General features: G+C 72.2%; 17 protein-coding genes and 1 pseudogene. 7 read left to right on the top strand and 11 right to left on the bottom strand.

Annotated features, from left to right (window positions below; all coding sequences use genetic code 11):
- Positions 1 to 6 precede the first annotated feature (6 nt).
- Entirely contained in the window at positions 7 to 2,097 is a 2,091-nt protein-coding gene (gene malQ / locus ACZ56U_RS15910) for a 4-alpha-glucanotransferase (protein WP_469084593.1), read from the bottom strand.
- Positions 2,098 to 2,295 carry a hypothetical protein gene (locus tag ACZ56U_RS15905; protein ID WP_469084678.1) on the bottom strand — a complete coding sequence of 66 codons (198 nt, stop codon included), beginning with the start codon at positions 2,293 to 2,295 and terminating at the stop codon, positions 2,098 to 2,100.
- A 287-nt stretch (positions 2,296 to 2,582) separates the two neighbouring features.
- On the opposite strand from ACZ56U_RS15905, the gene ACZ56U_RS15900 reads away from it, so the two are divergent.
- Positions 2,583 to 3,419, top strand: coding sequence for an LLM class flavin-dependent oxidoreductase (locus ACZ56U_RS15900; RefSeq protein ID WP_469084592.1), 837 nt, complete (start codon positions 2,583 to 2,585; stop codon positions 3,417 to 3,419).
- Between the two features lie 37 nt (positions 3,420 to 3,456).
- A complete protein-coding gene (locus tag ACZ56U_RS15895; protein WP_469084591.1) occupies positions 3,457 to 4,008 on the top strand; it encodes a nucleoside deaminase in 552 nt (183 codons plus the stop codon).
- Between the two features lie 118 nt (positions 4,009 to 4,126).
- On the opposite strand, the gene ACZ56U_RS15890 is transcribed toward ACZ56U_RS15895, so the two are convergent.
- From ACZ56U_RS15890 to ACZ56U_RS15855, 8 genes and pseudogenes are all read right to left on the bottom strand, one after another.
- Positions 4,127 to 4,579: a cupin domain-containing protein gene (locus ACZ56U_RS15890; protein ID WP_469084590.1), complete on the bottom strand. Its 453-nt coding sequence runs from the start codon at positions 4,577 to 4,579 to the stop codon at positions 4,127 to 4,129.
- 90 nt (positions 4,580 to 4,669) lie between these two features.
- The gene (locus ACZ56U_RS15885; protein ID WP_469084589.1) at positions 4,670 to 5,935 is read right to left on the bottom strand and encodes an MFS transporter; all 1,266 of its coding nucleotides are present in this window, start codon (positions 5,933 to 5,935) and stop codon (positions 4,670 to 4,672) included.
- A 9-nt stretch (positions 5,936 to 5,944) separates the two neighbouring features.
- On the bottom strand, positions 5,945 to 7,201 hold the full coding sequence (locus ACZ56U_RS15880) for an ATP-grasp domain-containing protein (RefSeq protein ID WP_469084588.1): 1,257 nt from the start codon (positions 7,199 to 7,201) through the stop codon (positions 5,945 to 5,947).
- Positions 7,202 to 7,280: 79 nt separating this feature from the next.
- Positions 7,281 to 8,549, bottom strand: a complete 1,269-nt coding sequence (locus ACZ56U_RS15875; RefSeq protein ID WP_469084587.1) for an ATP-grasp domain-containing protein — start codon at positions 8,547 to 8,549, stop codon at positions 7,281 to 7,283.
- Positions 8,546 to 9,784 carry a cysteine synthase gene (locus tag ACZ56U_RS15870; protein ID WP_469084677.1) on the bottom strand — a complete coding sequence of 413 codons (1,239 nt, stop codon included), beginning with the start codon at positions 9,782 to 9,784 and terminating at the stop codon, positions 8,546 to 8,548. The genes ACZ56U_RS15875 and ACZ56U_RS15870 overlap by 4 nt, the downstream gene beginning before the upstream one ends.
- Before the next feature lie 12 nt (positions 9,785 to 9,796).
- Positions 9,797 to 10,408: pseudogene (locus ACZ56U_RS15865) on the bottom strand (ATP-grasp domain-containing protein); the annotation flags it as partial.
- Positions 10,409 to 10,863: 455 nt separating this feature from the next.
- Entirely contained in the window at positions 10,864 to 11,472 is a 609-nt protein-coding gene (gene epsC / locus ACZ56U_RS15860) for a serine O-acetyltransferase EpsC (RefSeq protein WP_469084586.1), read from the bottom strand.
- A gap of 61 nt (positions 11,473 to 11,533) precedes the next feature.
- Positions 11,534 to 15,544 carry an amino acid adenylation domain-containing protein gene (locus tag ACZ56U_RS15855; RefSeq protein ID WP_469084585.1) on the bottom strand — a complete coding sequence of 1,337 codons (4,011 nt, stop codon included), beginning with the start codon at positions 15,542 to 15,544 and terminating at the stop codon, positions 11,534 to 11,536.
- 675 nt (positions 15,545 to 16,219) lie between these two features.
- On the opposite strand from ACZ56U_RS15855, the gene ACZ56U_RS15850 reads away from it, so the two are divergent.
- From ACZ56U_RS15850 to ACZ56U_RS15840, 3 genes are all read left to right on the top strand, one after another.
- Positions 16,220 to 16,753, top strand: coding sequence for a PadR family transcriptional regulator (locus ACZ56U_RS15850; protein WP_469084584.1), 534 nt, complete (start codon positions 16,220 to 16,222; stop codon positions 16,751 to 16,753).
- Positions 16,750 to 17,436, top strand: a complete 687-nt coding sequence (locus tag ACZ56U_RS15845) for an ABC transporter ATP-binding protein (protein WP_469084583.1) — start codon at positions 16,750 to 16,752, stop codon at positions 17,434 to 17,436. The genes ACZ56U_RS15850 and ACZ56U_RS15845 overlap by 4 nt, the downstream gene beginning before the upstream one ends.
- Before the next feature lie 188 nt (positions 17,437 to 17,624).
- Positions 17,625 to 18,992: an ABC transporter permease gene (locus ACZ56U_RS15840; RefSeq protein ID WP_469084676.1), complete on the top strand. Its 1,368-nt coding sequence runs from the start codon at positions 17,625 to 17,627 to the stop codon at positions 18,990 to 18,992.
- A gap of 84 nt (positions 18,993 to 19,076) precedes the next feature.
- Here the strand turns inward: ACZ56U_RS15840 and ACZ56U_RS15835 are convergent, their stop codons facing one another.
- Positions 19,077 to 19,613 carry an HNH endonuclease gene (locus ACZ56U_RS15835; protein ID WP_391241230.1) on the bottom strand — a complete coding sequence of 179 codons (537 nt, stop codon included), beginning with the start codon at positions 19,611 to 19,613 and terminating at the stop codon, positions 19,077 to 19,079.
- Between the two features lie 280 nt (positions 19,614 to 19,893).
- On the opposite strand from ACZ56U_RS15835, the gene ACZ56U_RS15830 reads away from it, so the two are divergent.
- Both ACZ56U_RS15830 and ACZ56U_RS15825 read left to right on the top strand, forming a co-directional pair.
- Positions 19,894 to 20,988: a mechanosensitive ion channel family protein gene (locus tag ACZ56U_RS15830; RefSeq protein ID WP_469084582.1), complete on the top strand. Its 1,095-nt coding sequence runs from the start codon at positions 19,894 to 19,896 to the stop codon at positions 20,986 to 20,988.
- 265 nt (positions 20,989 to 21,253) lie between these two features.
- Positions 21,254 to 22,087, top strand: coding sequence for a hypothetical protein (locus tag ACZ56U_RS15825; RefSeq protein ID WP_469084581.1), 834 nt, complete (start codon positions 21,254 to 21,256; stop codon positions 22,085 to 22,087).
- The last annotated feature ends 68 nt before the right edge of the window (positions 22,088 to 22,155 follow it).

Below are 22,155 nucleotides of genomic sequence, written 5' to 3'. Positions count from 1 at the left end.
CGCCCGTCACCCCGCCCCGCTTCCCGGCGCCGACTGGCGCAGCACCTCCATCAAGGCGTGCAGCCGGGGTGAGCCGGCCAGGGACTCCAGGGTGACCGGTCTGCCGTCCGCGTCGGCGATCGGCAGCCGCCAGTTGGGGTACTGGTCCCAGGTGCCGGGCAGGTTCTGCGGACGCCGGTCCCCCACGGCGTCCGGCAGCCAGACCCCCACCAGCCGGGCCGGGGTGCGCAGCAGGAACCGGTGCACGGCCTGCACCTCGGCCTCCTCCGTCGAGGTGCCGTGGCCGCCGCCGGTGCCGTGCAGCAGCCCGAGGCGGGACAGCAGCTCCAGCCACTCCCCCGTGTCCGCCGCCGCCTCCGCGCGTTCCTCCGCGAGTGTGCGGGTCAGCAGCCCGAGGCGGTGCCGGAGTTCGACGTGCTCGCCGGTCAGGCGGGCGGCGGTGGAGGGCAGGTCGTGGGTGGTGGCGGTGGCGAGGCAGTCGGCGCGCCAGTGTTCCGGCGGCAGCGGCCGGCCGTCGCCCTCCCAGTCCCGCTCGAACCAGAGCACCGACGTGCCGAGCACCCCGCGCTCGCGCAGCGTCTCGCGGACGCCGGGCTCCACCGTGCCGAGGTCCTCGCCGATGACGACCGCCCCGGCCCGTGAGGCCTCCAGCACCAGGATCGCGAGCATGGCCTCGGCGTCGTAGCGGACGTACGTGCCCTCGGTCGGCGGGTGTCCCTGGGGGACCCACCAGAGCCGGAACAGGCCCATGACGTGGTCGATGCGCAGCGCGCCGGCGTAGCGGAAGAGGGCTTTCAGCAGGCGCCGGTAGGGGGCGTAGCCGGACTCGGCGAGCCGGTCCGGGCGCCAGGGCGGCAGCCCCCAGTCCTGGCCGCGCGCGTTGAAGGCGTCCGGCGGTGCGCCGACCGACATCCCGGCGGCGAAGTACTCCTGCTGCGCCCAGGCGTCGGCGCCCTGGGGGTGCACGCCCACCGCGAGGTCGTGGACGACCCCGACGGGCATCCCGGCCTCCCGGGCGGCCCGCTGGGTGGCGACGAGCTGGGCGTCGGTGAGCCAGGCGAGCCGGCAGTGGAAGTCGACGCGGTCCATCAGCTCCGCGCGGGCCCGGGCGGTCTGTGCGGACCGGGGGTCGCGCAGCCCGGCCGGCCAGCGGCTCCAGTCCGAGCCGTGCACCTCCGCCAGCGCGCACCAGGTCGCGTGGTCCTCCAGCGCCTGGCCCTCCTCGGCGAGGAAGTCGGCGTAGGCGGCCCGTCGTCCGGGCCCCAGCGGCACCTCGCGCGCCAGCTCCAGCGCCTCCCGCTTGAGCTCCCACACGGCGTCCCGGTCGATCAGCTCATCCTTGTCCAGCACCGCCTCGCGCAGCCGTCCGGCCCGCTCGGCCAGCGACCGCACCGCCTCGCGGTCGGTGACGTGGGCGTACTCGGGCACGTCCTCGACCCGCAGGTGCACCGGGTCGGGGAAGCGCCGCGAGGAGGGCCGGTAGGGCGAGGGGTCGGTGGGGGCGCCGGGTACCGCCGCGTGCAGCGGGTTGACCTGGACGAAGCCGGCGCCGAGCGCCCGGCCGGCCCAGGCGGTGAGTTCGGCGAGGTCACCGAGGTCGCCCATGCCCCAGGAGCGCTGGGAGAGCAGGGAGTAGAGCTGGACGAGGAGCCCGTGGGAGCGGCCGGCCGGGGCGGGGAGCCGGGCGGGGGCGGCGACCAGGTGGGCCTCGGCCGTCCGGCCGTCGGGCGCGGTCGCGGTCAAGCGGTGGACGCCGGGCGGGAGTCGGGTGGCGGAGGAGCGGGTCTCGCCCTGTTCGGTCTCGATCCGCAGCCGAGTGCCGCCGGGCAGGTTCTCGAGGGCCGCGGGCGGGGCGCCGCTCCAGCTGACCACCGTCGGCGGCAGCAGCTGGTCGCGCAGCGCGCGCTCGCGGGCGGCCAGGGCGGCCGCGGGGCGGCTCGCGTCGACGCCCAGGGCGGCCAGGGCGAGGGTGAGAGCGGTGGCCGAGGCGGCGACCGTACGGTCCGGGGACGGACTGTAGGAGGTGGCGACGCCGTGCAGCTCGGCGAGACGGGACAGGTCCTCGCAGGGCGGTTCGGCCGGCCCGGGCGCCCTCATCTACAGCCTCGCGAGGTCCGGCTCGAAGGCCGCCGACTCGCTGGTCAGGTGGCTCGCCTCGGCGAGCGGCGGCTCGCAGGTCAGCGGTTCCGCGTCGGGCAGCGGCGCCTCGCTGGTCAGCGGGATGTCGGCGCAGGCACCCTCCGCGCTGAACACGCAGAAGTGCGGCTCGGGCGCGGGGGACGGCGGCTGCGCCACGGGTTTGGAGCGCGGGTGTGCGGGAGCGACCACCAGGGGCCTCCTTGTCGAGTACGGCGTCCTTGCGGGTAATCGCAGCCCTACCCCGTGGGCGCCGCGGCAGACGTACGGACCGCCACTTGGTGCGTCTCCTCACATTCTGTTGCGTACGTCCCGATCGTGCCGCCGCGGTGACACCACCCTGCCGGACACCGCTGGAACTCCCCTCGAATCACCGGTTCACAGGACGGTCGGGCACTTTCTTTTCGGCGCCCACCAGCCCTTGAGATCTTGCTAGTCTGACGCTCATGCAGATAGGCGTGAATGTCCCCAACTTCGGGCCCGGAACAAATCCGGATAATCTCGCCCGGTGGGCCAGAACCGTGGAAGGCCTCGGCTTCGACCTGCTGATGGTCTCGGACCATGTGGCCATCACCCCGGATGTCGCCCGGCAATATCCGGCCCCGTTTTACGAACCTGTCACGACACTCGCCTGGCTGGCCGGGATCACCACCCGGGTGAAGCTGGGCACGACCGTCCTCATCGCCCCGTACCGGCACCCCCTGCTGGTCGCCCGCATGGCCGCCAACCTGCAACAACTCAGTGGTGGCCGACTGATCCTGGGGGTCGGCGTCGGCTGGGCCAAGGAGGAGTTCGAGGCGCTCGGCGTCCCCTTCTCCCGGCGTGGCGCACTGACCGACGAGGTGCTGGACACCCTTCGTACGGCCTGGGAGAACGACGCCGACTACGGATCGGGACAGATTCCGATCTGGATCGGCGGAAACAGTGACGCGGCAATTCGCCGGGCCGTCCGCCGGGGTCTTCCGTGGCATCCGCTGCGATTCACGATGCCCTGGTTCAATGACGCGCTGGAACGGTTGAAGCGAATTTCAGCCGAGCTCGACCGGCCCGTTCCGGATTTGGCGCCGCGTATCTTTCTCCGGATCACACAAAAGCCGATCGACGACCCCGAGCGCCGCGCCGGGGAGGGCACGATCGAGCAGGTTCTCGAGGACCTGGAGCAGCTGCGCCGCGCCGGGGCCGACACCGTGCTGCTCGACCCGTACCACGGTGATCCGGACGAGACGCTGCGCCCCGAAGTGGCGTGGCAGGCGCTGGCCACCGTGGCCGCGCACCGTGCCTGACACCGGCCGACCCATCCCCCCGACAGACGGAGTGACAGTGACCCTCGACGCCCACGGCCTTCCCGAGAGCGACGCCGAGAACACGACCGTGATCAGCGAGTCGGAACGTCCGTACCTGCGCCGCTGTGTGGAGCTGGCGGCCGAGGCGGTGGACGCCGGCGACTGGCCGTTCGGGTCCGTGCTGGTCGGCGCCGACGGCACGATCCTCGCGGAGGAGCGCAACCGCGAGACCACCACGGGCGACCCGACCGCGCACCCGGAGTTCGAGCTGGCCCGCTGGGCGGCGACCAAGCTGAGCCCCGAGGAGCGGGCCGCGGCGACGGTGTACACCTCGGGCGAGCACTGCCCGATGTGCGCGGCCGCGCACGGCTGGGCCGGGCTCGGCCGGATCGTGTACGCCAGCTCCTCCCAGCAGGCCCGGGACTGGAAGGCGCAGTGGGGTGTGCCGGTCACCTCGCCGCTGGCCCCGCTGACCGTCCAGGACGTGGTGCCCGGCCTGGAGGTGGTCGGCCCGGTGCCGGAATTCGCCGAGCAGGTACGCCAGTTGCAGTGGCGCTTCCGCAACCCCGAGGGCGACGCGGCCGAGTGACGACGGCGGGCCGGGGCCCGGTGGCGGATTCCGCCGCCGGGCCCCGGCCGTTCCCGTGTTCCGTGATCCGGGTTCCGTGATCCGCGGTCAGCGGGTCGACGGCCGGCTCGTCACCGGGTCAGCACATGAACTGGTCGTACTTGGCCATGTGCTCCTGGAGCTCCTCCAGGCTGGGGTTGCGGCCGTTGGCCGTCAGGCGCCCCAGACCACGGAAGTAGTCCTCACGGTCGTAGATCGGATAGAACATGATCAGCAGGGTGGCGTCCTCGTTGCCCCGGTTGGTGAAGCCGTGCGGCTCACCCTTGGGGACGTAGGCGAACGCGCCCGGCTCGCCGACCACCTTCTGGTCACCGATGGTGAACTCGATCTCACCCTTCACCACGTAGAACATCTCGGTGGACTCTTTGTGGATGTGCGGGGCGGCACCCTTGGCCTCCGGGGCCATGTGGTGCTCGAAGAAGCCGAACTCACCGTTGGACATGGGCGTGGTGAGCTTGAGGTAGGTCCTCTTCGTGTCCCGGATGTCGACGTACTCGCCGCCGCCTGCGGGGACATACAGCGGAACAGACATGATTCTCCTTGGGTGTACCTGATCAGGTCGTGATCAACGGGTGAGCAGAGGGACGGCCCGGATGACGGGCCCGTTTGCGGGGATGGTCGGTCACGTGGCCGGGGCCGGCTCCGGCTCCGGCTGCGGTCGGCTGTCCGCCCGGGCCTGCGCCCAGCGGCCGATGACCGGCGCCGCGAAACCGCACACGGCGAACAGCGCGGCCAGCACGGTCCAGCCCACGGTGCCGGAGGTGACGACCAGGCTGACCAGGATCGGCGCGGCGATCTGCTGGATGGCCACGCCGAGCCAGAAGACCGACAGGTAGACGCCCTCCTGGCCGGGGGCCGCCAGCAGATAGGAGCCGCCCCAGCCGCCGGCGGACTGCCACAGCTCGCCGCCGGTCAGCGCGATCATGGCCAGCAGCAGCACCCCGACGGCCAGGACCGCCGACAGCTTCGGGGCCGCGGTCAGCAGCAGACAGCACAGCGCGAGGGAGACCCCGGCCCGCACCAGTGCGCGGGAGGCGCCGGCGATGGTCTCCGTGTCCCGGCTGGCCCGCACCTGGAGGGCGACCGCGAGCACGGTGTTGACCGCGACCAGCGGGGCGATCACCGCGGACGAGACCTCGGTGTGCCCGACGATCCACAGCGGGATGCCGATGCTCAGCAGGGTCATGTGCATGGTGAGCACGGCGTTGATCCCGGTGAACGACAGGAACGACCCGTCGCGCAGCACGCTCACCGAGAAGCGGCGGCGCAGGCTCTTGGCGGGCGCGCTGAGCACCGGCAGCCGGGACGCGAGCGTCGCGAGCACGGCGAACGAGGCGGCGTTGAGCAGCAGGATCACCGCGTAGCCGGCCCGGTTGTCGATGAGCAGCCCGATGCCGCCGAGCAGGGCGCCGACGGTGAAGCCGACGTTGCGCAGCGACCGCAGGACCGCCACCACCCGGACCCGGTCGTCGGTCTCGGTGGCCTGCCCGACCAGGGCCTGCTCCATGGGGGCCGCCGCCTTGTCGACCAGGCCGAGCAGACACACCACGGTGAGGAACTGCCACAGGTTCTGGACGAAGGGGTACACCACGAAGCAGGCGCACCGCCACAGGCTGACCCCGACCAGGACCTTCTTGGGTCCGATCCGGTCGGCGAGGACGCCGATCGGGATCGCGGTGGCCAGGGCGATGGCCGCGGACAGGGTCAGACCGAGGCCGAGCTTGCCCTCGGACAGCCCGACGGACCGGGTGATGAAGGGGACGGAGACGGCGAGGAAGGCACCGGTGCCGACGGCGTCGATCATCGCCATCACGGCCAGCCGCAGGCCGACCGTCCCACCGGGAACGGACCCGCGCCACCCGCGGACGCGTCGCCAGAGATCAGACATGTGCGTTCCTCAATCGGTCGAGATGCGGACGGCGGCGTCCGCGTCCAGGACACGTCGGCGGGTGGTCTCCGCGTCAGGTCCGGTGGCGATGACATGGCCGGCGCGGTCCCAGGAGGACGCCCACGGGCGCACCTGGTCACCGGCCGCGACGTCGACCTCGACGACCTGGACGCCGGGCAGTGCCTGGGCGGTGTCCACGCCGGAGACCTCCGTGACGGTGCCCGGCTCGGCGGCCAGGAAGCGGATCGCCGCGGTCTGCTCGGCGACCTGGGGCAGGGTGACCGGGCGACCGGCGAGCAGGTCGATGAGGGTCAGCCGGATGCGGGTGCCGTAGGCCAGGTCGTTGAGGTCGATCAGGTAGTCGCCGGGGCAGCGGCCGGCGCACTCGACCAGCGTCGGGCCGGAGTCGGTGAGGATCCACTCGGCGTGCAGGATGCCGGTCCGGTAGCCGGTGGCGTCGACCAGGGCCCGCATCGCCGTCCCGAACGCGCTCTGGGTGTCCTCGTCGAGCGGGGCGGGCAGCAGATGGCCGAGTTCCACGGGGTAGGGGCCCGGGATCACCGTCTTGGCCGTGACGTTCTGGAAGATGATCTCGCCGTCGCGCACCAGCGCCTCGACGCTGCACTCGGGGCCCTGAAGGCGCTCCTCGGCGAGGAACCGCCAGGTCAGCTCCCGGTCGGGCACCTGCTCGTACTCGGCGGCCGACGAGGTCCGCTGCCAGGCCCGGGCCGCGCTCTCGGCGTCCACGGAGTCCAGCAGCTGCACACCGACGCTGGCCTGCCGGTTGGCGGGCTTGACCACGACCGGCCCGTCGCCGGCGAAGTCGAGGATGTCCTCGGGTCCGAACACCTCGCGCCAGCGCGGGTTGCGGACCCCGGCGGCGCCGGTGACCTCGCGCAGCCGGACCTTGTCCCGCAGCGCCTGCGCGGCCTGTTCGGTGGCGCCCGGCAGTCCGAGCTTCTCGGCCAGCGCGGCCGTCGCGGGCACGGCGTACTCCAGGCCGGGGACGACCGCGGCCACCGGGCGCACGGCGGTCAGTTCGGCCGCGAGGTCGAGCGCCTCGGTCGACTGCTGGTAGCTCGCGGGCACGATGCGGTCGAGGCAGTCGAAGCGGCCGGCCGCGTCCTTCAGTTCCCGTTTGCGGATGATGTCGGGTTCCTCGATCACCACGACGGAGCCGCTCGGGACGCTCTTGTCGATCGCGCGCAGATAGGCCGCGTTGTAGCCGACGAACACCACCTGCGCGTCGGGGGCGGGGGTGGTCATGGCGACCTCCTGATAGCTGATCCGGACCACTGCATGGCCACTGCCTTTCTGGGGTGGGGGGAGTCGTGACCGTCGCTGTTCACACGGCCGTCCCGAGCGCCGCGGTCCGCCCGTCCGCGCGGACGGGCGTGCCGTCGATGACGACCTCGACGGCGGCGAGCACCTCGGCGCACCGCTCGCGGGCCTCCTCGGGCGAGGCGCCGGAGACGATGACGTGCCCGTGTCTGCTCTTGGAGTCCCGGACCTCGGGCACGGTGTCGCCCGGGCCCAGCCGGAGGGTGAGTTCGTCGACGTGGTCGAGGGCGGCGACCTCGTCCAGGCCGCGGACGGCGTCGACGTGACCGGGCGGGAAGGTGAAGAACCGCACCACGGCCGTCGCCGTCGCCACCGCCGTCGCCGCCGGGGTGCCCGCCAGACCGGCGAAGATCGCCCGCTCGATGTCGAGGCCGGTGGCCAGCTCGACCAGGCGCGGGATCCGGTCGCCGCCGAGCCGCGCCTGCGACTCCACGATCCGCGGACCCGCCTCGGTCCAGATCACCTCGGTGTGCGCGGGCCCGAACCGGTACCCGCACGCGGTGAGCAGCTCGGTCGTCAGCTCCTCGACGGCCTGCCGACGCTCCGCGGGCAGCGGCGCGGGATGGACGTGCCCCACCTCCACGAACAGCGGGGGCGCGCCCAGCAGTTTCTCGGTGATCCCGACGATCTGGTGCCGGCCGTCCCGGCTCAGCGTCTCCACGCTGTACTCGGGACCGCGCAGGTACTCCTCGACCAGGAACGGCCCGTCGTAGCCGTAGCCCTCGACGAGCGCGGTCCAGGCCGCGAGGTCCGTGTCCTCCCGCCAGAGGAAGACGCCCCGGCTGCCGGCGAGCGCGGTCGGCTTGACGACGACCGGGCGGCCGAGCCGGCGGACCGCGTCCGGCACCTGCTCCCGGGTCGCCACCGCCTCGTAGCGGACCGGGGACAGGCCGCGCTCGGCGAGCAGGTCGCGCATCGCGTGCTTGTCGGTGAGCAGCCGGACCGCCGCGGCCGGGTTGACCTCGACGCCGAGTTCCTCGGCCACCTCGTAGGCGGCGGCCATCGTCTCCTCGCGGCCGATGTGGTAGATCACCGACGCGCGGTGCTCCTCGGCCGTCTCGCGGATGGCGCGGCGCAGCAGCTCGTCGTCGCGGAAGTCGGCGGTGACGAACACGTCCGCCTGTGCGCGTACGTCGTCCAGGTAGGCGGGCGACTCCAGCCGGGGGTCCCAGATCGCGGCGACCCAGAACCCCGCGTCCTGTGCCTTGCGGACGAACTGGCGGTAGGGCATCACCATCAGCAGGCGGGGCCGCTCCGCCACGGGCGCCGTCACCGGCCGGCCGCCTGTTCCTCGGCGACGCGGCCGAGCAGGCTGAGGTAGCGCTCACCGGTGTCGGGCAGCAGGGTCACCACGCGCTTGCCCCGCGTCTCCTCGCGGGCGGCCACCACACCGCAGGCGTGCACGACCGCGCCGGCCGAGACACCGACGGTGAGGCCGACGCGGTGGGCGAGGCGCCGGGTGGTGTCGAGGGCGTCGGCGTCGGCGACCGCGATCACCTCGTCGATGAGGTCGCGTTCCGTGGTCGGCGCGATGAAGCCGCCGTTGAAGCCGGGGATGGTGTGGGTGCCGGGTTCGCCGCCGGACAGCAGGGGCGAGCCGGCCGGCTCCACCGCGACGATCCGGAGGGCGGGGTTGCGCTCGCGCAGGTACCGGCCCGCGCCGCTGAGCGTGCCGCCGGTGCCCACTCCGCAGACGAAGACGTCGACGCGGCCCTCGGCGTCGTCCCAGATCTCCGGGCCGGTCGTCTCGTAGTGCGCCCGGGTGTTGTCGGGGTTGTCGTGCTGGCGGCAGAACCACGAGCCGGGGGTCGCCCGGTGCAGTTCCTCGGCCTTGTCGACGGCCGCCTGGTAGCCGCCGGTGTGCGGGGTGCCCACCACCTCGGCGCCGAGCGAGCGGAGCATGGCCACGCGCTCCTGGGTGGCGTTGTCCGGGAGGACGATGACACAGCGGTAGCCGCGGGCCGCGGCGAGCGCCGCCAGCGAGATGCCGGTGTTGCCGGAGGTCGCCTCGATCACGGTGCCCGCGCCGGGCGTGAGCAGTCCGCGCTCCTCGGCGCCGCGCAGCATCGACAGCGCGGCCCGGTCCTTGCTGCTGGACCAGGGGTTGAACAGCTCCAGCTTCGCCAGCACCTCGGTGCCGTCCTGGACGCCGGTGAGGACCCGGTCCACGGGGAGGCGGAGCAGCGGGGTGCGGCCGATCAGGTCGACGAGGGAGTCCGCGACCGGGCGGGCGGTGACCGGCTCGGTGCGGATGTCGATCTCCTTGACCGCGGCCTCGGCGGTGCGCGCCGCGAGCTGGGCGGTCTCGGCGATCACCAGGACGTGGCCCGCGCGGTCGCCGTTGCGGCGCGGCTCGCGCAGCACGGCACCCGGTGCGGGCTTGACGACGACCTCCTCGACGCCGGGCAGCGCGGCGGCACGGTCCTGGCCGGAGATCGACACCACCCGGCCCGGCGTGGCGATCAGGTAGCGGATGGCGGCACCGGCGACCGGCTTGTCGGGCAGCACCCGGGCGGGCAGCTTCTCGCCGAGGTACTGACGGGCCACCAGTTCCAGGGACTTGATGCCGAGGGCGCGGTCGGCCAGGTAGGTGATCTTGCCGCCGGCGGGCCGGGGGTTGATCTCGATGAGTTTGGGGCCGGACTCGGTGACCTTGATCTCGACGTGGGCCATGCCCAGGTCGAACCCGCAGGCGCGCAGCGCCTCCACGGCCAGGTCCCCGATGGCGCCGACCATCTTCTCGGGCAGGCTGGAGGGGAAGGTGTGGGCCAGCTCCACGAAGTAGCCCTGGCCGATGACGGACTTGTCGGTGACCCCGAGGACCTCGTACCGGTCGCCGTCGGCGAGGACCTCGACGCTGACCTCGGGGCCGCTGAGGTACTCCTCGACCATCAGCTCGTGGTAGCGGCTCTGGCCGCGGGTGTTCTCCACCCGGGACCGGATCAGCTCGACGTGCTCGGCGGCCTGTTCCGCGGTCTCCACCAGCCGTACGTCGGCGCTGGAGGTTTCGTCGGCCGGCTTCACCACACAGGGCAGTCCGATCTCCGCCGCGGCCACGGCCGCCTCGGCGGGGGTCTGCACGGTGCGGAACGCCGGTATCGCGACGCCGAGTTCGGCGCAGCGGCGACGCATCAGCGCCTTGTTGCGGGCCGTGGCGACGCCGTCGACGCTGACGGTGGGCAGTCCGAGGTGGACGGCGACCTCGGCGGCCACCACCACGTCGTACTCGGCCAGGGTCAGGAACGCGTCGAAGGGGTGCTCGGCGCCGGCCCGGTGCACCTCGGGCAGGAGTTCTTCGAGGATGTTCGTCTCACAGTGCACGATCTCGTCGACGTACTTCTCGAAGTAGGCCGGACCGCCCGGCACTTCGAGGTAGCGGTCCAGATCGCGGGTGAAGAACGTGACCCGGCAGTCGAGTTCCTTGATGATCTGCAGGCCCTCGAAGCCGGAACCGGAGAGGTTGCTCTCCAGTACACCGACGTGAATCATCTGTGCCTCCGATGGCGTGCCGACTCGTGGTCGGCCGTGGGATGCGGCGAACGGGCTGGGGACGTGCGGCGGTGGGGGCGGGGCCGGGGACCTGGGTGTCACCAGCACCCGGAGGTGGCCAGGGCGCGCAGCAACTGGTCCGCGTCCGCGCGCTCCGCGGCCGACGGGCGGACCACGATCTCGGCGGCGGGGGCCGCCACCCGGGCCTTCGGCGGCACGTCACCCAGCACCAGCGAGCCGGCGCCGATCAGCGCGTCCGCGCCGACGGTGACCGGGCCGAGCACGATCGCGTTGGTGCCGAGCACCACCCGGTCCCCGACGACCGGGTGCCGGCGGGCGCCGGGATCGCGCCGCCCGTCCTTCCACCAGCCGACGGCGCCGAGCGTGACCTGGTGGAAGATCGTGACGTCGTCGCCGACCTCCGCGGTCTCCCCGATGACCACGGCGGCCCCGTGGTCGATGAAGACGCGCCGGCCCAGGCGGGCGCCCGGATGGATCTCGATGCCGCCGGTGAAGGAGCGCGCCAGGTAGGCCAGGAGCCGTGCGCTCTGCCGGTGCCCGCGGGTGAACAGGACGTGTGCCACCCGGTGGGCCCACAGCGCCGGCAGCGCGGGGTGCAGCAGGGCCTCCGCGCGGGTGCGGATCGACGGGTCTCGCGCCACGATCACGGAGAGGTCCTCCCTCATCCTGGTGATCACTGTGCGCATCGCGGTCCTCCGTGGTTCATGTCCTGGTGGGGGGTGGGCGCCGTCGGATCCGGTCGCGGGCTCAGTAGGTGGGCGCCTTGACGAGGTTCCCGCCGCCGTTGGCTATCTCCGGGAGGTAGACCCGCTCGTTCCAGGCGTCCTGGGCCACCGGTTCCAGGGCGATGGACACCGCGCCCTCGTCGACCGCGAACGCGGTCCGCACGGCACTGGTGATCGCGTCGACGAGCGCGGTGACCTGCTCGGCCTCGAGGTTGTTCGGGAAATGCTTGATGCTGACGTGCGGCACTCCGATGACCTTTCTGGGAATTCGTGCGGCCTGAAGGGCGGTGACGAGTTCGGGAATTCCGTTCGCGCGGAGCAGTTCGTAGTGGTCCGCGTCGAGCTGATGGAAGGCGGGGGGCGCGGCGGTGAGCACCTCACCGGAGTCGATGAACGACTTCTGGTCGCCCGTCGCCCGGAACACCGTGACCGGTGCGGTGACATTCCGCTCGGCGAGTTCGCGGGGGTCGTACTCGAAAAGGAACGTCCGTCGCACCACGCCGACGATCCGCCGCACCCAGGCAGGGTCCAGGTGCTCGAACCGGTCGCTGACGAAGGTGACGAAGGATTCCTCGTCGTGGGTCGCGGCCAGGCATTCCTCGACCGCCGACTTCTGGAGATTTCCGGCGAAGACCGAATAGAGAATGGAGACGAACGTGGCGTCGTCGAAATCGACCGAGGTCCGGCCGGCCGCCTCGCCGAGGAATTCCACGGGCGGCTTGCCGGGCGCGATGAGGATCACCTCGTCGACCCGCTCGCCCGCCGACTCCAGCTGGTGGGCGGCCTCGAAGGCGAGGCGGGCGCCGAAGGAGTAGCCCCACAGCGTGTACGGGCCGGTCGGCTGCACCTGACGGATCAGCTCGACGTCCCGGGCGACCATCTCGGCGAAGGTCTCGTAGGGGGTCTCGCCCTCGTTGATGCCGTGGGACTGGACGCCGAGGAAGGGGCGGTCCAGGTCCAGGCGGCCGGCCAGCAGCCGCAGGCTCATCGGGTAGCCGCCCAGGCCGGGCCAGCAGAACACCGGGCGGCCGCCGTCGGCGGCGCGCAGCCGCACCAGCCGGGAGGCCGCGGTGGCGGGCTCGCGGTCGACGCGGCGGGCGAGTTCGGCGATGGTCGGCGCGTCGAACAGGATCTGCAGGGGCAGGGCGGCGCCCAGCTCCCGGTTGATCCGGTTGACCAGGTCGACCGCGGTCAGCGAATGGCCGCCGGCGGCGAAGAAGTTGTCGCGGATGGAGACCCGCTCCTGCTTCAGCGCCTTCCCCCACAGCGCGGCGATGGCCTCCTCGGTGGGGGTGCGCGGCGGCACGACCGGCGCCTCGGTGTCGTCGACGGCGGCCTTGTCCAGCTCACGCAGGGCCTGGTGGTCGACCTTGCCGTTGGGGGTGAGCGGGAAGGCGTCGAGGACGGTGACCCGGTTGGGCACCATGTACGGCGGCAGGGCGGCGGCGAGGTTGTCCTTGATGATCTCGGCGGGACCCCGCATGTGCACGGAGTCCTCCTTCATGCCCTCGCTCAGCCGCTGCTGGGCGCTGATCCGGCCGCCGACGGCGAAGTAGGACGCGGTGTCCGGGCCGAGGCCGACGAGCTGCGCGATCCGCCGGGACGAGGGCAGTGGGTTGCCGGTCTCGGAGCTGTAGCCGGAGGACATCAGGCCCAGGTCGAACCCGTTCATCTGCAGGCGCTGGAGCTCGCGGCCGAGGTCGGTGTAGCGCTGCCAGGGTTCGGGCGCGCCGCCGATCAGGCTGATGCCGAAACTCGAACGCGCGTAGACCTCCTGGTTGATGGCGATGACGTCCTGCTTGCGCACCAACTCCTCGGACACCCGCACCAGTTCGCCGCCCTCGTAGCGGTACTGGCCCTCGGCCAGGTCGTCGATCCGGCCCGGATGGGCCTGCACGTACAGGTCGACCGGGGGGTGTTCGGCCGGCGCGGCGGCCGTCCGGATGTCGTACGACGCCAGGTGGTAGTCCTCGGCCGGGCAGCGCAGGGCGTCCTTGACGTCCGGCTCGGCGGGGCGCGCGGTGATGCGCAGCCCGTACGCCGGGAGCACGTGGTCGAAGAGCCCGACCATGTGTCCGGCCTCGAACTGGAGGACTTCCCTGATGTTGTTGCGGTAGACCGGTTCGATGGCCGAGCGGCGCCCGACGAAGTGGGCCCGCAGCCTCGGCTCCCCCGCGGGTGCCGGGCCGATCAGCAGCAGCCGGTGCTCGACCGGGTGGTAGTAGTAGTGGCCCGCCTCCAGGCCCGCGACGCCGGACAGCTCCAGGTACAGCTGGGTGGCGTAGAGCGATCCGGGTGAGGCGTAGCCGTACTTGGACAGCAGCCGCTCGCCGCTGGTGAACCGGCCGAACCAGCGCAGCAGCGAGCCGAGTTCGTCCAGGGTCAGGCTGTCGGGGTCGCGGGGCTCGGCCGGCTGTCCGGGCGACGGGGCGAGCAGTCGCAGCAGGTCCTGCCGGTCGACGTCGCCGCCCTCGTAGAAGCGGTAGGTCTTGCGGGCGAACACCGTGCGGCGCTGCTCGGCCGTCGCGGCCCGTCCGGGGAGGTCGACGAACGCCAGCCCGGGCTCCTCGCGTACGCCCAGCCCGGCGAGTTGGGCCTTGAGCTGGTGCCGGCTCTGCTTGGACTGGTGGTGGGCGCCGTGGTTGCCCTGGTCCATCAGGGCGGCCCGGTGCGGGTCGAGTTCGACGAAGGCGATCAGGTTGGCGCCGACCCGGGTGTCCTCGCGGACCACGACGGCGGCGCGCTTGACCCAGTCGTGCTTCTCGATGGACACCTTGATCTCGTCCAGCTCGACGCGGAAGCCGCGCAGTTTGACCTGGCTGTCGGTGCGGCCGAGGAACTGCACGGTGCCGTCGTCGTTCCAGCGGGTCAGGTCGCCGGTGCGGTAGAGGCGGGCGGAGTCCGGGTCGGTGGCGAACGGGTTGGTGATGAAACGTTCCGCCGTCATCTCGGGGTTGTTGAGATACCCGCGGGCCAGCTGCCGTCCGGCGATGTGGAGCTCACCCGACTCCCCGGGCCCGACGGGTCGCCGGGTGGCGTCGAGGATGTGGAAGCTCATGCCGTGCACGGGCCGGCCGATGCACACGTGGTCCGGGCCGTCCTGGACGGTGGCGCGGTCCACGGTGTGCGCCGAGGCGTTGATCGTGCACTCGCTGGGGCCGTAGAGGTTGACCAGTTCGGCGTCCGGCAGCGCGTCGAGCAGCTCGATCGCCAGGCTCTTGGTGAGGGCCTCGCCGCCGCTGAAGACCTGGGCGAGCGAGGTGCACTGCGGCAGCCGGCCGGAGTCGACGAGCGCCTGGAGCAGGGTCGGCACGCCCTGGATCGTGGTCACCTCGTGTGCCTGGATCAGGTCGAGGAGGCCCGAGGGGTCGGCGTAGACGCCGCGCTCGCTCATCACCACGCCGGCCCCGCAGGCCGGGGCGAGGATCTCCCACTGGGCGGCGTCGAAGCTCAGCGGTGTCTTCTGGAGCACCGTCCGGCGCTCGTCGAGGCCCTGCTCGGCGGCCATCCACCGCATCTGGCTGACGATGCTGCGGTGCTCGATCCCGATGCCCTTGGGGTTGCCCGTGCTCCCGGAGGTGTAGATGACGTAGGCGAGGGAGTCGCCGGGCGGGGGCGCCTGCGGGGCGGCGACGGGGACCGGCCCGGTGCCGTGCGGGGCGAGGGTCTCGGTGGCCGTGAGGATGCGTACGCCCGGCGGGGTGAGCGCGCTCAGGCGGCCGACCAGGGACTCGTCGGTCAGGATGAGCCGGGTCCGGGAGTCCGCGATCATGTAGCGGACGCGCTCGTCCGGGTACTCCGGTGACAGCGGCAGGTAGGGGGCGCCGGAGCACAGCACGCCCCAGACGCTCGCCATGAGGTCGACGGACGGGTCCATGAAGATGCCGACGGGTTCGTCCAGCACCGCGCCGAGGCCACGAAGACGGTCGGCCATGGCCGCGCCGCGTTCGTCGAGCTGTCGGAAGGTCAGTCGCCGCGTGCCGCACGAGACGGCGGTCCGGTCGGGTCGGGCGAGCGCGGCCGCACGCAGCATGTCTGGCAGGGACAATTCCTCGGACCCCGTGGTTTTCGCCATCATCCTCGAACCTGGAATTCGTCACTTTGTGAGTGCGCTTGGGCAGGACAGAAAATGGCATGGCCATGCCAAAGGTGGGCAGAACCATGTCAGCGTCGACAGCCTGAGTCGACCGTTCCTCGGCGCGCGGAAAAGACCCCTGTCTCAGAATCGAGAAGGGCGCGGCAAAAGACGGCTCTCTGGCTTTACTTCACAGAAGAATGTGTGAATCGAATGAACGATGGCCGACGGTCAGGAGAATTCTCCGGCACCGTGGGGCGTATCAACGTTCAGGGCGTCCCGAAACATCGCGAACAGAACGTCAGTGTGAGATCACCGAGTTTCGCGAACATACCTTTCAGAACCCCCCGATTGACTGGCCGGCTGATCTTGCTCCGACCGTGATCATCTCCCCATCGACCCTTACTTTAAATCCAGTCGCCCCCCGTTGTAAAACCCCGTTTTCGTCATACGACAAGGCAGTTGGCCGGAACACGGTGCCTGATGGGGTGTCATATCGGGACACATCCGGGACAGTTCGGACGTCGACGCCACAGGGGTGGTGGCTGGTACCGGCCACCGCTGGACGGCCATCCGTACGCGATCACCGACCACTATTCACTCAGTACATGTAGCCAGTGCATAATCATCGCCATGAGCACCCGCCACCTCCTGCTGGGGCTGCTCGCCACGGGGCCGAGCCATGGCTACGACCTCAAGCGACGCCACGACGAACGTTTCCCACAGGCCCGCCCGCTGGCCTACGGGCAGGTCTACACGACCCTCCAGCGCCTGGTCCGCGACGGCCTCGCCGAGGTCGAGGGCACCGACTCCGACGGCGGCCCGGAGCGCACCAGGTACCGCGCCACCGACGACGGTCGGCGCGAACTGGCCGAGTGGGCCGCGGAGATCACCCCGCCCGCGCCCTTCGTGACCAACGAGATCTTCGCCAAGGTCGTCGTCGCGATCCTCGCCGGCGGCGACCCGGAGACCTACCTCGACGCCCAACGCACCGCCCACATGGCGCGGATGCGTGAGCTCACCCAGGTCAAGACCGCCAAGGGCGCGGACCTCGCGACTGTGCTCTCGGCGGACTACGCCCTCAACCACCTTGACGCCGACCTCCGTTGGATGACCACCACGGCCGGCCGGCTGACCACCCTGACCGCGGAGGTCGACCCAGCATGAGCAACGAAGTGCCGCTTCTCGCGGCCCGCGACCTCGTCAAGGCGCACGGCAGAACGGAGGCCCTGCGCGGCGCCTCCGTCGAGCTGCGGGCCGGCGAGATCCTGGCCGTGACCGGTGCCAGCGGCAGCGGGAAGTCCACGCTGCTGCACTGCCTGGCGGGCATCGTCCGCCCCGACGCGGGCTCGGTCGGCTATGCCGGGGAGCGCCTGGACACCCTGTCCGAGAAGCGGCTGAGCACGCTGCGCCGCACCGAGTTCGGGGTGGTCTTCCAGTTCGGCCAGCTGATCCCCGAGCTGACCGCGCTCGACAACGTCGCCCTGCCGCTGATGCTGGCGGGCGCCTCCCGCAAGGAGTCCCACGAGCGGGCCGGGGAGTGGCTGGAACGGTTCGGGGTGCGCGGCCAGGAGACGCTGCGGCCCGGCGAGATGAGCGGCGGCCAGGCCCAGCGGACCTCGCTGGCCCGGGCCCTGGTCACCGGGCCGAGGGTGGTCTTCGCCGACGAGCCGACCGGCGCCCTGGACTCGCTCGCCGGGGAACAGGTGATGACGGCCCTGGTCCACACGGCCCGCGAGCAGGGCACAGCGGTCCTTCTGATCACCCACGACGCCCAGGTGGCGGCGTACGCGGACCGCGAGGTCCGGCTGAGCGACGGCGTCGTGGCCCCGGCGGGGGTGGCGGCGTGACCGGCGAACCGAACACCGAAAGCGGCGGAGCCCAGCGGGCCGGGCGAAGTGGCCTGCGGTCCGGCGGCGCCCCGCAGGGGCACCGGGCCGTGTCGCCGAGCGGCTCGGCCGCGGGGCACGACCAGCCCCCGCGGCACCGCGACGGACCGACGCCCCGCCCCGGCGCCACCGGCGCGGCGCCGGGCTCTCTGCGCTCCGACCTCCGGCTGGCCTGGCTGCTGACCCGCGGTTCCGACCGGCGGGAGTGGTGGCGGGCCGGGCTGACCGCGGTGGGCGCGGCGCTCGCGACCGGGTTCGCGCTGGCGGCCGTGAGCCTCGCCGCGCTCCAGGGCCGCTACCACGTGCCCGTGGCGGCGGGGCTCCTGGACGACCCCGGCACCCGCTCCGGCGTCATCGTCGTCCTGCTGCTCCTGCTGGTCCCCGTCCTGGGCTTCCTCGGTCAGTGCGCCCGGATCGGGGCCGTGCACCGCGACCGGCGCCTCGCGGGACTGCGCCTGGCGGGGGCGTCGGCCGGGCAGGTGCGGCGGATCGCGGCGCTGGAGACGGGGCTCGCCTGTCTGCTCGGCTCGCTGCTCGCCACCGTCGCCTCGGTCGCGGTCCTGCTCGGCCAGTGGCGGCAGCCGTCCTGGCTCGCCTGGACCGGGATCGCGCTGGTCGCCCTCGGCGTGCCGGCGCTGGGCGCGGCGGCGGCGGTGCTGGCGCTGCGCCGGGTGGTGGCCTCGCCGCTGGGCTGGGTCCGCCGGGTGCGGCCGCGGGCGGGGCTCGGGTCGTGGCTGCTGCTGGCGGGCGGGGTGCTGCTCGTGGCGGTGGTGGCGGTGGCCGCCTCGGTCAGCACCTCCTCCGGCATGCCGCACGGCGGTCCGAAGGTCGTGAACGGGCCGCTGATGGTGGCCGGGGCGCTCCTCCTGGTCGGCGCGGCCGCGGTGGGGGTCGTCGGGGCGACCGCCGGGCTGACCGGCCGGTGGCTGGCGCGCCGGGCCCGGGCCGCGGCGACGCTGATCGCGGCGGAACGGCTGCGCGACGACCCCTGGGCGGCGGCCCGCACCCATGGGGCGGTCCTGCTGGTGACGGTCGTCGGGACGGGGTTCGTGGGGGTGCGGCGGTCGCTGCTCGCCGAGCTGGACTCCAGGAACCCCGATGAGCTCGCCGCGAGCATGTCGTACTACACCACGGGTCTGAACCTGGTGGCCGCCGCGATCGCGGTGACCCTCGTGATCACCCTGTCCGGCCTCGCCGTCGGCACCGCCGAGTCGCTGGCCACCCGGCGCCGGGGCCTGGCCGCGCAGACCGCCGCCGGGGTGCCGCGGCGGGTGCTCGGCCGGGCGCTGCTGCTGGAGACCGCGCTGCCGCTCGCGCCCGCGCTGCTGCTGGGCGGCGCCGGGGGCATGGCGATCGGCGTGGGCTACGGCCGGCTCATCGGGAACGTCCCCGACGTCATGCCGTACGCCGCGCTGCTGGTCCCCTTCGGGATCTACGCCTCGTGCCTCCTGGCCGCGGCCACCTCACTGCCGCTGCTGCGCCGCTCCCTGAACCCCGCGGAGCTGCGTTACACGTGAGCGCGCGAACGACCGGCCCCGGGGGCACGGGGGACCCCCGGGGCCGGTGCGCGACCGTCCGCGGTTGCACGAAGGCCCGGATCGTCAGGCGGAGATGCCGTCGATCCGGGCCATGGCGTCCTCCGCGCCGTACGGCTGCAGATACGGCAGCCAGCGCGGGTCCCGGTGGCCGGTCCCGATGATGCGCCAGGCCAGACCGGTGGGCGGAGCGGGTTTGTGGCGCAGCCGCCAGCCGATCTCGAAGAGGTGGCGGTCGGCCTTCACGTGGTTGCAGCGGCGGCAGGACGCCACCACGTTGTCCCAGACGTGCTTGCCCCCGCGGCTGCGCGGGATGACGTGGTCGACGCTGGTTGCGACGCCACCGCAGTACATGCACCGGCCCCCGTCGCGGGCGAAGAGCGCGCGGCGGGTCAGAGGAACGGGCCCCCGATAGGGAACCCGGACGAATCGCTTGAGCCGGACCACGCTTGGTGCGGGGACTGTGACGGACGCGCTGTGCAGATAGGCGCCGGATTCCTCGAGGGAGACGGCCTTGTTCTCCAGGACGAGGACGAGCGCGCGGCGGAGCGGTACGACGCCCAGTGGCTCGTACGACGCGTTGAGGACCAGGACATGCGGCACGGATGCCTCCTTGGGCGTCGGCGGCACGTGGCTCGCGCCGGGACGATCTGTAGCCAGTTTCCCCTCAGCCCTGGTGGAAGCGCCACCATCTCCTGGTAACGGGCTGGGAGTGTTTTCGACCACACCTTTCTTCATTCCCAGGTGAGCACGGTCTCTCCCCCGAACATTGCAACGATCCCCCCACGATGCACCGTTAGTGTGGTGGGTCTGCCGCCCGGTGACCTTTCCGTGACCTTGTCCATCCGCCGGGCCGCGGACGCTGCACCTGGAGGTACCTGCCGTGTCCTTGCCCGCCGTCCTACTGGCCGTCGGTGTGTCGCCGACCCCGACCCCCTCGGAGTCGACGACGCCTGCCGTCCCCTCGCTCGAGGACGCCCAGGAGAGCGCCACGAACGCCGCCAGCTGGGTCGAGCAGAACTGGTCGACCTGGCTGGCGATCGGTCTGCGTGTGCTGCTGATCGTGGTGATCGCGGCGGTCCTGAGAGTGGCGGTCCGGCGGGCGATCACCAAGTTCATCGACCGGATGAACCGCACGGTCCAGGCGGTCGACGGCACCGCGCTCGGCGGCCTCCTGGTCAACGCCGAGCGCCGCCGCCAGCGCTCCCAGGCGATCGGCTCGGTGCTCCGCTCGGTCGCGAGCTTCCTGATCATGGGCACCGCGGCCCTGATGATCCTCGGCACCTTCGAGATCAACCTGGCCCCGCTGCTCGCCTCCGCGGGTGTGGCGGGTGTGGCGATCGGTTTCGGCGCCCGGAACCTGGTGACGGACTTCCTCTCCGGCGTCTTCATGATCCTGGAGGACCAGTACGGCGTCGGCGACACCATCGACGCGGGGGTGGCCTCCGGCGAGGTCATCGAGGTGGGCCTGCGCGTGACCAAGCTGCGCGGCGACAACGGCGAGATCTGGTACGTCCGCAACGGCGAGGTCAAGCGCATCGGCAACCTCTCCCAGGGCTGGGCGACGGCCGGCGTCGACGTCCAGGTCCGGGCGGACGAGGACCTGGACAAGGTGAAGGAGACCATCGACCAGGTCGCCGAGCGGATGAGCAAGGCCGAGCCCTGGAACGAGCTCCTGTGGGGCCCGATCGAGGTCCTCGGCCTGGACAGCGTGCTGCTGGACTCCATGGTCGTGCGCGTCTCGGCGAAGACCATGCCGGGCAAGGCCCTGACGGTGGAACGCGAACTGCGCTGGCGGGTCAAGCGCGCCTTCGACGAGGCCCAGATCCCCATCGTCGGCGGCCCGGCCGCACCCGCGGACCCCGCCCCGGACGCCGACCCGACCGCGGGCATGGCGGCCCCGTCGGCCTACGCCAACGCCGCCTCCCCGCAGGCCCAGGCGGCCACCCCGATAACCCCGCCGGCCGTGACGAAGTAGCCCGCCACGCCACGAGGGCGGCGAGAGGGTGGCCCTTGCCGTTGCGAAGGCGGTCCCCGGGGGCGCCGCGCGCCGGTGAAGGCGACCGCGTTCACCCGCGGAAGGCGGTTCGTGAGGGAGCGGGGCGTGCCGCCGCCGGAATCAATCCCGTTCACATCCTCTCCGCATTTCCGCCACCGGCCCGCACCGCATAGGTTGTGGCGATCAGCGGGCCCTTGTTCTGGAGCGCCATGCCCGGGGGCCCGCGCTGAATGTGGGGAAACGCATGAGAAAGCTCGCCATAGGCACCGTCGTCTCCGGTGCCCTGGCCCTGTCCGCGCTGGCCGTGCCCGCCGCCCAGGCCGCCACGCCGGACCTCGTCTTCGCGGACGTCGTCGTCAACAAGGGCCGCACGATCGTCGTCGGCACCACCCACGAGGTGACGGTCCCGGTGACGTACACCCTGACCCGCCCCGCGGACCTGACGATCGACTACAAGAACAACGCGGCGGGCGTCATGCTCTACCGCGGCGGGCTCGCGGACTCCGACAACATGATCGAGGACGACGCGTCGCCGACGTGCACCACGACGGCGACGACGGACACCACCGTCACGCAGTCCTGCTCCGACACCGTCGTCGTCGACCCCTCCTACAGCCTCTTCGAGGCGGCGGACGCCACCACCTGGAAGGTCGGCGGCTACTACGGCCAGATGGAATCCGATTTGGACGACTCCGACGACCACATCAGCGTCGAGCACGGCTTCGCGGCCTGGGGCAACAAGGGCACCGCCAAGCTCCAGCGCTCCGCCAGGCTCACCACCGACGCCTCCCCCGAGCCGGTACGGAAGGGCAAGACCCTCACGGTCACCGGCAAGCTGACCCGCGCCAACTGGGAGACCGGCTCCTACACCGGCTACGTCTCCCAGCAGGCCACCCTCCAGTTCCGCCCCAAGGGCTCGGACACCTACAGCACCGTCAAGACGGCGACCTCCTCGACCGGCGGCGCCCTCAGGGCGACGGTGACGGCGTCGAAGGACGGCTACTACCGCTACGTCTTCGCGGGCACGTCCACGACCGCCGCCGCGAAGGCCCCCGGCGACTACGTCGACGTCCAGTAGGCCCCTCCCGCCCCACCCGGACCGCCCCGGCAGGTGACGACTCCGTTGCCCGCCGGGGCGGTTTTTCG

This window comes from Streptomyces sp. NPDC034103, from assembly GCF_055575395.1.
This window is presented reverse-complemented; position numbering and strand designations above follow the sequence as displayed.

Excerpts from the sequence above, each read along its gene's own strand:
- malQ (WP_469084593.1), bottom strand. The coding sequence starts at position 2,097 with ATGAGGGCGCCCGGGCCGGCCGAACCGCCCTGCGAGGACCTGTCCCGT.
- ACZ56U_RS15900 (WP_469084592.1), top strand. The coding sequence starts at position 2,583 with ATGCAGATAGGCGTGAATGTCCCCAACTTCGGGCCCGGAACAAATCCG.
- ACZ56U_RS15890 (WP_469084590.1), bottom strand. The coding sequence starts at position 4,579 with ATGTCTGTTCCGCTGTATGTCCCCGCAGGCGGCGGCGAGTACGTCGAC.
- ACZ56U_RS15885 (WP_469084589.1), bottom strand. The coding sequence starts at position 5,935 with ATGTCTGATCTCTGGCGACGCGTCCGCGGGTGGCGCGGGTCCGTTCCC.
- ACZ56U_RS15880 (WP_469084588.1), bottom strand. The coding sequence starts at position 7,201 with ATGACCACCCCCGCCCCCGACGCGCAGGTGGTGTTCGTCGGCTACAAC.
- epsC (WP_469084586.1), bottom strand. The coding sequence starts at position 11,472 with ATGCGCACAGTGATCACCAGGATGAGGGAGGACCTCTCCGTGATCGTG.
- ACZ56U_RS15855 (WP_469084585.1), bottom strand. The coding sequence starts at position 15,544 with ATGCTGCGTGCGGCCGCGCTCGCCCGACCCGACCGGACCGCCGTCTCG.
- ACZ56U_RS15850 (WP_469084584.1), top strand. The coding sequence starts at position 16,220 with ATGAGCACCCGCCACCTCCTGCTGGGGCTGCTCGCCACGGGGCCGAGC.
- ACZ56U_RS15845 (WP_469084583.1), top strand. The coding sequence starts at position 16,750 with ATGAGCAACGAAGTGCCGCTTCTCGCGGCCCGCGACCTCGTCAAGGCG.
- ACZ56U_RS15825 (WP_469084581.1), top strand. The coding sequence starts at position 21,254 with ATGAGAAAGCTCGCCATAGGCACCGTCGTCTCCGGTGCCCTGGCCCTG.